At 72.3% G+C, this 11,047-nt stretch carries 13 protein-coding genes; all 13 read right to left on the bottom strand.

From position 1 onward, the window contains the following. Positions 1 to 175: 175 nt before the first annotated feature. The 13 genes from ACIBFB_RS15110 to ffh all read right to left on the bottom strand — a co-directional run bounded on the left by ACIBFB_RS15110 (position 176) and on the right by ffh (position 10,983). Positions 176 to 1,045, bottom strand: coding sequence for a tyrosine recombinase XerC (locus tag ACIBFB_RS15110; protein WP_397230319.1), 870 nt, complete (start codon positions 1,043 to 1,045; stop codon positions 176 to 178). Positions 1,046 to 1,047: 2 nt separating this feature from the next. Beyond that, positions 1,048 to 1,401, bottom strand: coding sequence for a RidA family protein (locus ACIBFB_RS15105; RefSeq protein WP_397230317.1), 354 nt, complete (start codon positions 1,399 to 1,401; stop codon positions 1,048 to 1,050). A 42-nt stretch (positions 1,402 to 1,443) separates the two neighbouring features. Continuing rightward, a complete protein-coding gene (locus ACIBFB_RS15100; RefSeq protein ID WP_397230315.1) occupies positions 1,444 to 2,607 on the bottom strand; it encodes a DNA-processing protein DprA in 1,164 nt (387 codons plus the stop codon). Positions 2,608 to 2,827: 220 nt separating this feature from the next. Continuing rightward, positions 2,828 to 4,351, bottom strand: a complete 1,524-nt coding sequence (locus ACIBFB_RS15095; protein WP_397230313.1) for a YifB family Mg chelatase-like AAA ATPase — start codon at positions 4,349 to 4,351, stop codon at positions 2,828 to 2,830. Continuing rightward, positions 4,351 to 4,716 carry a YraN family protein gene (locus ACIBFB_RS15090; RefSeq protein ID WP_397230311.1) on the bottom strand — a complete coding sequence of 122 codons (366 nt, stop codon included), beginning with the start codon at positions 4,714 to 4,716 and terminating at the stop codon, positions 4,351 to 4,353. Before ACIBFB_RS15090 ends, ACIBFB_RS15095 begins: the two co-directional genes overlap by 1 nt. Before the next feature lie 185 nt (positions 4,717 to 4,901). After that, positions 4,902 to 5,228 carry a DUF2469 domain-containing protein gene (locus tag ACIBFB_RS15085; RefSeq protein WP_075927111.1) on the bottom strand — a complete coding sequence of 109 codons (327 nt, stop codon included), beginning with the start codon at positions 5,226 to 5,228 and terminating at the stop codon, positions 4,902 to 4,904. 293 nt (positions 5,229 to 5,521) lie between these two features. Continuing rightward, positions 5,522 to 6,397, bottom strand: coding sequence for a signal peptidase I (gene lepB / locus ACIBFB_RS15080; RefSeq protein ID WP_397230308.1), 876 nt, complete (start codon positions 6,395 to 6,397; stop codon positions 5,522 to 5,524). A gap of 65 nt (positions 6,398 to 6,462) precedes the next feature. Next, positions 6,463 to 6,822: a 50S ribosomal protein L19 gene (gene rplS, locus ACIBFB_RS15075; RefSeq protein WP_397230306.1), complete on the bottom strand. Its 360-nt coding sequence runs from the start codon at positions 6,820 to 6,822 to the stop codon at positions 6,463 to 6,465. Between the two features lie 175 nt (positions 6,823 to 6,997). Then, positions 6,998 to 7,777 carry a tRNA (guanosine(37)-N1)-methyltransferase TrmD gene (trmD, locus tag ACIBFB_RS15070; RefSeq protein WP_397230304.1) on the bottom strand — a complete coding sequence of 260 codons (780 nt, stop codon included), beginning with the start codon at positions 7,775 to 7,777 and terminating at the stop codon, positions 6,998 to 7,000. A gap of 11 nt (positions 7,778 to 7,788) precedes the next feature. Beyond that, the gene (gene rimM, locus ACIBFB_RS15065) at positions 7,789 to 8,301 is read right to left on the bottom strand and encodes a ribosome maturation factor RimM (protein ID WP_397230302.1); all 513 of its coding nucleotides are present in this window, start codon (positions 8,299 to 8,301) and stop codon (positions 7,789 to 7,791) included. A 118-nt stretch (positions 8,302 to 8,419) separates the two neighbouring features. Then, positions 8,420 to 8,662, bottom strand: a complete 243-nt coding sequence (locus ACIBFB_RS15060) for an RNA-binding protein (RefSeq protein WP_075927115.1) — start codon at positions 8,660 to 8,662, stop codon at positions 8,420 to 8,422. A gap of 1 nt (position 8,663) precedes the next feature. Then, positions 8,664 to 9,122 (bottom strand): 30S ribosomal protein S16, encoded by a 459-nt coding sequence (gene rpsP, locus ACIBFB_RS15055; RefSeq protein WP_397230299.1) that lies wholly within the window; start codon positions 9,120 to 9,122, stop codon positions 8,664 to 8,666. Between the two features lie 259 nt (positions 9,123 to 9,381). Continuing rightward, positions 9,382 to 10,983 (bottom strand): signal recognition particle protein, encoded by a 1,602-nt coding sequence (ffh, locus tag ACIBFB_RS15050; protein WP_397230297.1) that lies wholly within the window; start codon positions 10,981 to 10,983, stop codon positions 9,382 to 9,384. Positions 10,984 to 11,047 lie beyond the last annotated feature (64 nt).

Here is an 11,047-nt window from a genome sequence, read left to right as displayed (position 1 = left end):
GACGACGCGCTCGCGGCGTTCGTGTCCAGGATGGAGGAGACCGACCGGATCGCGCCCCTGGGGGCGAAGTTCTCCTCCAGCCGGGCAGGCGGCAACCCGCTCGGTCGCCATGACCGCCCTCGTCTTCCGACGGCGACTCTGCACCGCCGAAGCCGAGGAAGGCACCGCAGCCTCGTCAGGCGCGGGGGTGAGCTCGCCGGTAGGTGTCGCGGAGCCGCTCCACCGACACGTGCGTGTAGACCTGCGTGCTGCGCGGGCTCGCGTGGCCGAGGAACTCCTGGACGCTGCGCAGGTCGGCGCCGCCGTTGAGCAGATGCGTGGCGGCACTGTGCCGCAGGCCGTGCGGGCCGCTGTCCACTCCGGCGGCGCGCAGGTGGACGTGGACGTCCTCCCGGGCCTGGCGCACGCCCAGGCGGCCGCCCCGGGCGCCGAGGAACACGGCGGTTCCACTGGAGGCGGTGGCCAGTTCGGGGCGCCCCCCGGTGAGCCAGCCGTCCAGGGCGTCGAGGGCGGGCAGGCCCACGGGTACCGTGCGTTCCTTGTTCCCCTTGCCCAGCACACGCACGGTGTTCCGCGCGCGGTCCACGTCCTCCAGGTCGAGGGCGCACAGTTCGGCGACGCGCACTCCCGTGGCGTAGAGCACCTCCACGACGGCGTGCCTACGTAGCCCGGTCGGCGACTCCGCCGCCCGATCGGCGAGCGCGTCGGCCGCTTGGCGCTCGTCCAGCACCGCCGGCAGTGAGCGCCGTTGGGCCGGGCTGGCCAGACAAGGGCCCGGATCGGTGGCCAGAACGCCCTCGCGGTGCAGGTACCGGGTGAACGCCCGCACCGCGGCCACACGTCGGGCGATCGTGGCGCGGCTGGCCCCCGCCGCGCGGGCTCGGGACAGCCAACCGCGCACGAGGGGGACGTCCAGTTCCGCCACCTCGTGCCCGGTCTCCTCCAGGTGGGTCAGCAGTGAGCGCAGATCCGCGAGGTAGCCGCGCACCGTGTGCGGCGACCGGCCCAGCTCACCGGTCAGGTGGGCGGCGAAGGGCTCCAGCACGGCTACCGCCGGGGGAGGCAGGCGACGGCGTCGATCTCCACCAGGTAGCTCGGGTTGATCAGCCCGCTGACCTCCACCAGGGTCGCGGCCGGGCGATGGTCGCCGGGGAGGCAGGAGATGAGTGCCGGGCGGAACTCGTCGAGGTCGGTGATGTGCCGCAGGTAGGAGGTGAGCTTCACGACGTGGGTGAGGTCCGCGCCGTGGCGGGCCAGGACGGCCTCGATGTTGCGGAAGATCTGGCGGGTCTGGCCCGTCACGTCTCCGGCGACGCTGCCGTCGGGGGCCCGCGGGATCTGCCCGGAGACGAACAGGAGGGGGCCGTCGGCCAGCAGTGCGTCGCTGTACGTGGAAGCCATGGCCCCACCGTACCCGCAGAGCCTCGGCGGAACCCGACCCCGTCAACGCGGAATCCGCCAACCGCTCGCACAGCGCTCCACGTGGCCCGCGGCGGCCAACAACCCCAGCGAGCGCATCGCCCGCTCAAGAGGGGCGCCGCTGCGCGCGGCGATCGTCGCGGTCCCCGCACCCGTTCGGGGCACCGCCTCCAGCACCCGTGCCGTCTCGGGGCCGAGGTCGGCTGCCACCCGGAAGGGCCCGGGCGGAGGCGGCTCGTCGTCCAGCGGCGTCACCTGGGCGAGGACGTCATCGGCGCACGTGACGCATCCGGCCTGCCAGTCCCGCAGCAGCGCGTGGCACCCGACCGACATCGCCGACGTCACCGGGCCCGGCACCGCCATCAGTGCCCGGTGCATCTCCACCGCGTGCGCGGCGGTGTTCAGCGCGCCGCTGCGCCGTCCCGCCTCCACGACCACGGTTCCGGGGGTGAGCGCGGCGATCAGCCGGTTGCGCACCAGGAAGTCCGGTGCGCGCGGTGCGGCGCCGACGGGCCGCTCGCTCACCAGCGCTCCGGCTCTCGCCACGTCCGCGAACAGACCGGCGTGCCCCCGCGGGTAGTCCACGTCCAGCCCGCAGGCGAGCACGACCACGGTGTTGCCGACCGCGCGCGCGGCCCGGTGCGCGGCCCCGTCGATCCCGTACGCCCCGCCGGACACCACCACGACCGAACGCGCGGCCAGATCATAGGCGAGCTCTGACGCGACGTGCTCACCGTAGGCGGTCGCGGCACGCGCACCCACGATCGCCACCGAACGGAGGCACAGGTTGCGCAGATCCCCGTGGCCCCGTACCCAGAGTCCGTGCGACCGGCTCCCGCCGGGCAGCTCCAGCGCCTCGAGCCGCCCCGGCCACTCGGGATCGCCGGGCACGACCAGCCGGATCCCGGCCTCCGCCGACGCGTTCAGCAGAGCGTCGGCGTCCACCGCCTCGGCTCTGCGGCTCCACCGGTCCCAGCGCCGCCGCAGCCGTTCCCGCGTGACCGGGTCCGTGTCGGCGGCGCCCGACACCGTCGGCGCGGGCGCGCCCGCCGTCAGGTCAGCCCACACCCGGTCCGCGCCGTGCTCGACGAGCATCTCCCCCACCCACGGGTCACCCGGCGGCACCACGGCCGTCAGGCAGGCCCGCGCGCGGGCGTCCGCCTCCTCCTCACCGTCCCGTCCGACCACCGTCCGCTCCTCCCGCACTCCGTCCCGGCATCGCGTCCGCCCCGTCCGCGCACCGACGTGCCGCCTGGCGGCAACCGTCGTCACGCCGCCCTTCGCTGCCGCGGTGTCTCGCTCTCCGTTCGGCTCCTCGTGGCCGCGCGCGCACCGCTGGGTGACCCGCGACCACGCCGCTCCCTCCGCCCCGTGACCGCTCCGCTCGGCGGTCCCGGGATCGCGATCCTCACCACGCCCGGCCCGACCACAGAGCGAAGGCGTACGCGGTCTCCTCCTCGCCGGGCCGGTCCCGGTCGGCGAGGTCGGCCAGCGTCCAGGCGACCCGCAGCGCCCGATCGACGCCTCGGGCGCTGATCTGGCCTCGGTCCATCGCACCGCCGAGGACCCGCAGCGCCTCCGGTTCGACCGGGAACTCCCTGCGCAGCCGCGCGCCCGGGATCTGCGCGTTGGTGGTCCACGGCGTGTGCGACAGTCGCGCCGCCGCCCGTGCCCGGGCCTTCTCCACCCGTGCGGCCACCACCGCGGACGACTCGGCGAAGGCGCGGTCGGCCAGCAGTTCGGCGCGGGCCACGGGTTGGAGCTCCACCTTGAGGTCGACCCGGTCCAGCAGCGGCCCGGACAGGCGCGACAGGTATCGACGCCGCTCGCCCGGCGGGCACGTGCACAGGGAACCGGGCTTGGCGCAGGGACACGGGTTGGCCGCCATCACCAGCTGGAAGCGTGCGGGCAGCACCACCGTGGCCGAGGCGCGGGCCAGCACGACCTCGCCGCGTTCGAGCGGCTCCCGCAGGGAGTCGAGCACCCCCCTGCTGAACTGCGGGGCCTCGTCGACGAAGAGCACCCCGTGGTGGGCCTTGGACGCCCATCCGGGCGTGGGGTGGCCGCTGCCGCCGCCGATGATCGCGGCGCGGCTGGCCGAGTGGTGCGGGGCGGCGAAGGGCGGCGCGGTGATGAGCGGCGCGCCCCGGGGGAGGGTCCCCGCCACCGAGTGGATCGCCGTCGCCTCCAGCGCCTCGGCGGGGGTCAGCCGGGGCAGCACCGTGGGCAACCGCTCGGCCAGCAGCGACTTCCCCGTTCCCGGCGGCCCCAACATCATGAGGTTGTGCCCGCCCGCGGCCGCGATCTCCACCGCCCGCCGGGCGACCGGCTGGCCGAGGACGTCGGCCAGGTCCACACCGGAATCGTCCGGGGAGCCGTCGCCGGGCGGCGGCGTCGCCTCGGGCTCCTCCAGCGGCTCCCCGCCGCGCAACCAGTGGCACGCGTCGGCCAGCGCGTCCACGGCCCGGACCTCGATCCCCGGCACGAGGCGGGCCTCCGCCGCGTTGCCGCGCGCGACGACGAAACGCTCGTGGCCCCGTTCGACCGCCGCCACCACGGCGGGCAGCACCCCCCGTACCGCACGCACGCGTCCGTCCAGACCCAGTTCGGCGAGGAGGACCGTCCTGTCCAGCCGGTCCATCGGCACCTCGCCCGAGGCGGCGAGGACGGCGCCGGCGATGGCGAGGTCGAAGAGGCTGCCGGACTTGGGCAGGCTGGCGGGTGAGAGGCCGACGGTGATCTGGCCGCTGGGCCAGCGCTCCCCGCTGTTGACCACGGCGGCGTGGATGCGGTCGCGGGCCTCCCGCAGTGCGGCGTCGGGCAACCCGACCAGGGTGAGGCCGGGGTTGCCGCCGCCCAGATGGACCTCCACCTCCACGACGTGGCCCTGGACGCCCACCAGGGTGACGCAGTGCGCGCGTGCGAACGACATCAGCCCACCCCGCGTTCGTGGGTGACGAACACGCGGCCGCCGACCACCAGGACGCCGACGCCGTCGACCCGCAGCGGTCGGCCCGCAACGCGGTGCCGGGCCGCCCAGGCCGAGCCGAGGCCGCGCAACCGGAAGCGTCGGGCGGGGGTGAGGGCGTCGAGCGGATGGCCGAACCGCGCGGAGGTGCGGGTCTTGACCTCCGCCACGACCAGTGTGCGCCCGTCCCGGGCCACGATGTCGATCTCCCCGGCCGGAACGCGCCAGTTGCGGTCGAGCACCCGCATCCCGACGCGTTCGAGGAACACCACCGCCAGGTCCTCACCTCGGACACCCAGCACGCGGCGGTACACGGCCCGCTGGTCCATCGGCGACCACCTCCCGTTACCACGGTCGGTGATCGGGGGTCAGCGTGCCAGAGGCAGTTGCTCCGCTGTGGACGACGGGGGCGGCGCGGCGGGGAACGGGGGGGCGCCCGGGATCCCGTCGCGGAGGGGCTCCCCGGGATCCGGAGCGGCTCGCGTCCGGCGGGCCCGGTCGAACCCGCCCGGGATCAGGAGCCGTCGCCCTCCGTGGGCGGCACCTCCAGGTCCGCCTTGGTGATCTCCTCCACGTTGACGTCCTTGAACGTCACCACCCGCACGTTGCGCACGAATCTGGCGGGCCGGTACATGTCCCAGACCCAGGCGTCCTCCATCACCACCTCGAAGTACATCTCCCCGTTCTCGGTGGAACGCGGCTGGAGGTCGACGTGGTTGGTGAGGTAGAACCGGCGCTCGGTCTCCACCACATAGCTGAACAGCCCGACGACGTCCCGGTACTCGCGATAGAGCTGGAGCTCCATCTCGGCCTCGTACTTCTCCAGGTCCTCAGAACTCATCCACGCGCTCGCTTTCGTCGCACTCTCCGGTCGCTTCGACCCCCTGTCCCATGGACACCGCCGGCCCCCGGCTTGTTCCCGCCGGAGCGGCGGATCCACGTACGGGCGACGACAGGACGACCCGGAATCCATCATGCGTCACGGAGGGCCCCCGTGTACTCCTTCGGACGGATTTCCTTCACCGACCCGTCACCCCCGGGGCGCCACCAGGACCCCGCGGCGCCCTCCGCGCGGCACACGGCGGGACGGTGGCCGCCGTCCGCACGGGCGGCGCCCGACGCGACCGGCGCGCCTCAGTCGTCCGCGGCGTTGAGCTCCTCGAAGGTCTCGGGCACGCCCAGCGATCCGAACTGGCTGAACGGCCAGATGATCACGAACGCGCGCCCCTCCACGTGGTCGATCGGGACCGCGCCGCCGCCCGGGTTGTTCTGGTTGCCCCGGGAGTCCACGGAGATCGCCCTGTGGTCCCCCATGAGCCACAGGTGCCCCTCCGGTACCTCGATCGGTCCGAACTCGGTGTGGCTCTCCACACTGCCCGGGAAGAGGTAGGCGTCCTCCTCCAGGGGAACGCCGTTGACCAGGACACGGTTCTGCTCGTCGCAGCACTCCACGACGTCGCCCGGCAGGGCGATCACCCGCTTGATGTACTCCTTGCCGGTGGGCGCCGCGCCCAGCTGCTGCTGTACCCACGTGAAGGCGCCGGCGACCGGGTTGGTCGGCTCGGGCACCTGCACCGTGCTCGGGTCGTCCCACGAGTCCTCGCCGTTGAAGACGACCACCTCACCGCGCTCGATGTCGCGGAGCTCGTAGACGACCTTGTTGACGAGCACCCGGTCGCCGACGAGGAGCGTGTTCTCCATGGAGCCGGAGGGGATGTAGAAGGCCTGCATCACCCATGTTCTGATCACGAAGGCCAGGACGAAGGCGATGACGATCAGGATGGGGAGTTCCTTCCAGAACGACCCCTTCTTCTCACTGCTCTCGGACTTGCTCATCTCGCTGTCCGCCCCCTTCTCCTGCTCCGGACCGCCGCCGCTGGAGACACGACTGGCTCCCGGGTGCTCGTGCACTCGGGAGCCAGTGTCGGAGCCGTGCTCCTCCGGGCCCGGTCGGGCGGAATCCTCGTCCTGGACCCCGTTCTCGACGCGGTCCCTGTCGTCTTTGCTCATCGCCCGAAAGCCTATCCTGCCTGCCGTGCGGAGGCCGTGAGGTGAGGGGCGGAGCGGCGCGGGGACTACTTGGCGGCGGGCTCGCGGCGCTCGCGGATGCGGGCGGCCTTCCCGCGCAGGTCGCGCAGGTAGTACAGCTTGGCGCGACGCACGCGGCCGCGGGCGGCGACCTCGTACTTCTCGACGGCCGGGGTGTGGATGGGGAAGGTGCGCTCCACGCCGACGCCGTAGCTCACCTTGCGGATGGTGAAGGTCTCGCGGTTGCCCGAGCCCTGACGGCGGATGACCACGCCCTTGAAGACCTGGACACGGGTCCGGTTGCCCTCGGTCACGCGCACGTGGACGTTGAGCGTGTCACCGGGGCGGAACTCCGGGACGTCGGTGCGAAGCTGAGCCTTCTCGAGCTCCTGAATGGCGGTGTGCATCTCGCGAATCCTCATCGGTAGCGCTCCGCGTCCTGTCCCCGGCGCCGTGGCCGGGGAGGGGTGCGCGGGCGAGGGCCCTCATGGGTCTGACTGTCGTACCGCCCGGGTGACCGTCACAGAGGCCGACGTCCTGCCGCCGGCATGCGGATGCGGCCGATCACCAAGGGGAACTCACCTAGTTTGCCACAGGTTGGCCGTCCTCCCGAACGGCCTCCTCGGCGAGAACCTCCCGGTCACGCCGGTCCAGGCGCTCCTCCGGGGTGGCCGCCACCAGGTCCGGGCGGTTCCGCGCGGTCTTGCGCAGCGCCTGGTCGCGCCGCCAGCGGTCGACGGCTCCGTGGTTGCCCGACAGCAGGACCGGCGGCACCTCCTGCCCGCGCCACGTGGCGGGCTTGGTGTAGACGGGGCCCTCGACGAGGTGCTCCATCCCACCCGAGGCGAAGGAGTCCTGCACGGCCGACTCCGTGTTCCCGAGCACACCGGGCAGCAGCCGCGTGATCGCCTCGACCATGACCAGAGTGGCGGACTCGCCACCGTTGAGCACGTAGTCGCCGATGCTCAGCTCCTCGACGGGCATCCGACCGGCCGCGTCCTCCGCCACGCGCGCGTCGATCCCCTCGTAGCGCCCGCAGCCGAACACCAGCCGTTCCTCCCCCGCCAGGCGCTCCGCGTCGGCCTGGCGGAACGGGCGACCGCTCGGGGTCGGCAGGATCAGCCGCGCGGGACCCCTTCCCACGACCTCGTCGAGCGCCTCGCCCCACGGCTCGGGCTTCATCACCATGCCCGGACCGCCGCCGTACGGCGTGTCGTCGACGGTGTTGTGCCGGTCGTGGGTCCAGGACCGCAGGTCGTGAACCCGGACGTCGAGCAGTCCGGCGGTGCGCGCCTTGCCGATCAGCGACAGGTCCAGGGGGGCGAAGTAGTCGGGGAAGATGCTGATGATGTCGATGCGCATGGGGCGCCCCTTCACTCGGCGAGGTCGAGCAGGCCGCTCGGCGGGTCGATGACGATCCGGCCCCCGGCCACGTCGACCTCGGGGACCAGGGCCGACACGAACGGCACGAGGACCTCGCGTCCCTCGGCGGCGGCCACGACCAGCACGTCCTGCGCGTGGTGGAGCACGTCCCGCACCGTGCCGACGGACTCCCCGCCCGTGGTCACCACGGCCAGTCCGATGAGCTCGTGGTCGTGGAACTCGTCCGGGTCTCCGGTCGGCGCGATGTCGGCGGAGTCGACGAGCAGGGTGGTGCCGCGCAGTCCCTCGGCGGCGTCCCGGTCCGCGACGCCCTCGAAGCGCACGATCAGTTTCCCGCTGTGGCGGCGGCTCGCGGTGACGCGCAGCGGCCCCGCGTCGGCGGGGTCGGTGGTGAGCACGGAGCCCACGGCGAACCGCTGCGCCGGATCGTCGGTGCGCACGTCGACGGCGACGTCACCGCGCACCCCGTGCGCACGGCCGATCCGGCCCACGACGAGCAGCATGGAGCTCCATCCCTCCCTGGTGTCCGACCCCGCGGGGCCGGGACGACGGAGCCCGGGGACGGACCCCGGGCATGGCTGCGGGGCGCCGACCGGCCCGGTCGGCGCCCCGAGAGGCGTGTCAGCGCACCTCGTGCAGATCCAGCAGGTCCACGCGGACGTAGCGGCCCCCGGAGAGGGAACCGATCACGGTCCGCAGTGCCTTGGCGGTACGGCCGTTGCGGCCGATCACCTTGCCGAGGTCGTCGGGGTGGACCCGAACCTCCAGGACCTTGCCCTTGCGGAGCCTCCTGGCCCGCACCTGGACGTCGTCGGAGTTCGCGACGATCCCCTTCACGAGGTGCTCAAGCGCCTCTTCCAGCACGTCAGGCCTCGCCCTCGGACTTCTCCGCCTCGGCGGTCTCGGCGGGCTTCTCCGCCGCCTTGTCCGCCTTCTTCTCGGACTTCTTGGCCTTGCCCTTGGGCTCGCCGCCGGGGAGCACGAGCTCCTTCAGCGCGGCCTGGAAGGCGGCCTCCTTGGCCTCGGGGTCCCTGGGCTCGGCGACCTGGAGAGGAGCCGGAGCGGGCAGGCCCTTGAACTTCTGCCAGTCACCGGTCTTGCGCAGGAGGACCTTCACCGCGTCGGACGGCTGAGCGCCCACGGACAGCCAGTACTGCGCCCGCTCGGAGTCGACCTCGATGAGGCTCGGGTGCTCCTTGGGGTGGTACTTGCCGATCTCCTCGATCGCCTTGCCGTCACGCTTGCTGCGGGCGTCGGCGACGATGATGCGGTACTGGGGCGTACGGATCTTACCCATACGCTTGAGCTTCAGTTTGACAGCCACTGGAGTGGTCTTCTCCCGATTAACGGTGTTAGGCGCCCGGCGACGAACCACGTGGGGCTGTGGCACCCGCCAAGGCTGACATGGGTGGCGGACGAGTTAGAGGGCTGGCCAGCCACCGTTAGTCGACTACTCATTGTGCCAGACGTCGGCGGGTTCCTCGGACACGACACCGCGCGCGGACCGTCACACCTTCGACGAACGCGCGGCCCGCCCCCAGCGCCCCGCTGGAGACGGGCCGAGCCCGGGACGGCGGACCGCCCTACTTCTTCTTGGGCAGCTTGAAGTTCGACAGGTCCGGCATGTTCGGGCCGCCGAGACCCGGCGGGAGCTGCGGCTGACCGGCGCCGCCGCCGAGACCCGGGGGAAGCTGCGGCATGGTCGGACCGCCTTCCTCCTGACGGCGCTGGCGCTCCGCGGCGCGCTCGGCCTCCTGCTGGCGGGCCTTCATCGGGTTGCCGCTGCGCTGTTTGCCCTTCTTCGCCTTCTTGGCCTGGGCCTTGGCCTTCTTGCGGTTGCCGCCGGCCCCCATGCCCGGCATCCCGGGCATCCCCGGCATGCCGCCGTTCTTCATCTTGCGCATCATCTTCTGCGCCTCGAAGAACCGGGTGACCAGGCCGTTGACGTCGCCGACCTGCGTGCCCGAACCGTTGGCGATGCGCAGTCGGCGCGAGCCGTTGATCATCTTGGGGTTGGCCCGCTCGGCCGGGGTCATCGACTGGATGACGGCCTGGATGCGGTCCAGGTCCTTGTCGTTGATGTTGTCGATCTGGTCGCGCATCTGGCCCATGCCCGGCATCATCCCGAGCAGGTTCCCGATCGGGCCGAGCTTGCGGACCATCGACATCTGCTGGAGGAAGTCGTCCAGCGTGAAGTCCTCGTCCGAGGCGATGGTCGAGGCCATCTTCTCGACCTCGGCCTCGTCGAACGTGCGCTGCGCCTGCTCGATGAGGGTGAGGACGTCGCCCATGTCCAGGATGCGCGAGGCCATCCGGTCCGGGTGGAAGAGGTCGAAGTCCTCCAGCTTCTCACCCGTGGAGGCGAACATGATCGGACGGCCGGTGATGTGCCGGATGGACAGCGCCGCACCACCGCGCGCGTCACCGTCGAGCTTGGTCAGCGCGACCGCGTCGTAGCCGACCCCGTCGAGGAAGGCCTGCGCGGTGTTGACCGCGTCCTGACCGATCATCGCGTCGACGACGAACAGGATCTCGTCCGGCTTGACCGCGTCGCGGATGTCCGCGGCCTGCCGCATCATCTCGGTGTCGATACCGAGGCGACCCGCGGTGTCGATGATCACCACGTTGTGGTTGTTGCGACGCGCGTGCTCGACGGACTCCCGGGCGACCTGCACCGGATCGCCGACACCGTTCCCCGGCTCGGGGGCGAACACGGGCGTCCCGGCGCGCTCCCCGACCACCTGGAGCTGGGTGACCGCGTTCGGACGCTGGAGGTCGGCGGCGACCAGAAGCGGGGTGTTGCGCTCCGCGCTCAACCACCGGGCGAGCTTGCCCGCCAGGGTGGTCTTACCGGCGCCCTGGAGGCCCGCCAGCATGATGACGGTCGGCGGGTTCTTCGCGAACCGGATCTGCCGCGTCTGACCGCCGAGGATCTCGACCAGTTCCTCGTTGACGATCCTGATGACCTGTTGCGCCGGGTTGAGGGCCTTGGAGACCTCTTCCCCCCGTGCGCGCTCCTTGATCCGCGCGATGAACTCGCGGACCACCGGAAGCGCGACGTCCGCCTCCAGGAGGGCGAGACGGATCTCCCGCGCGGTCGCGTTGATGTCCTCCTCGGACAGGCGACCCTTGCCGCGCAGCGAGGAGAAGACCGATGTCAGCCGGTCGGAAAGCGTCTCGAACACGAGTGTGGCCAGTCCTTCGTCTCGGAATTGGTCTCCTAGGTTACCTGCCCTGGACCCGCCTGGG

This window comes from Nocardiopsis sp. NPDC050513, assembly GCF_044457925.1.
Classification (GTDB): domain Bacteria; phylum Actinomycetota; class Actinomycetes; order Streptosporangiales; family Streptosporangiaceae; genus Nocardiopsis.
The sequence above is the reverse complement of the archived record's forward strand: the minus strand, read 5'-3'. Positions and strand labels throughout refer to the sequence as shown.

Excerpts from the sequence above, each read along its gene's own strand:
- ACIBFB_RS15105 (WP_397230317.1), bottom strand. The coding sequence starts at position 1,401 with ATGGCTTCCACGTACAGCGACGCACTGCTGGCCGACGGCCCCCTCCTG.
- ACIBFB_RS15095 (WP_397230313.1), bottom strand. The coding sequence starts at position 4,351 with ATGTCGTTCGCACGCGCGCACTGCGTCACCCTGGTGGGCGTCCAGGGC.
- ACIBFB_RS15090 (WP_397230311.1), bottom strand. The coding sequence starts at position 4,716 with ATGGACCAGCGGGCCGTGTACCGCCGCGTGCTGGGTGTCCGAGGTGAG.
- ACIBFB_RS15085 (WP_075927111.1), bottom strand. The coding sequence starts at position 5,228 with ATGAGTTCTGAGGACCTGGAGAAGTACGAGGCCGAGATGGAGCTCCAG.
- lepB (WP_397230308.1), bottom strand. The coding sequence starts at position 6,397 with ATGAGCAAAGACGACAGGGACCGCGTCGAGAACGGGGTCCAGGACGAG.
- rplS (WP_397230306.1), bottom strand. The coding sequence starts at position 6,822 with ATGCACACCGCCATTCAGGAGCTCGAGAAGGCTCAGCTTCGCACCGAC.
- trmD (WP_397230304.1), bottom strand. The coding sequence starts at position 7,777 with ATGCGCATCGACATCATCAGCATCTTCCCCGACTACTTCGCCCCCCTG.
- rimM (WP_397230302.1), bottom strand. The coding sequence starts at position 8,301 with ATGCTGCTCGTCGTGGGCCGGATCGGCCGTGCGCACGGGGTGCGCGGT.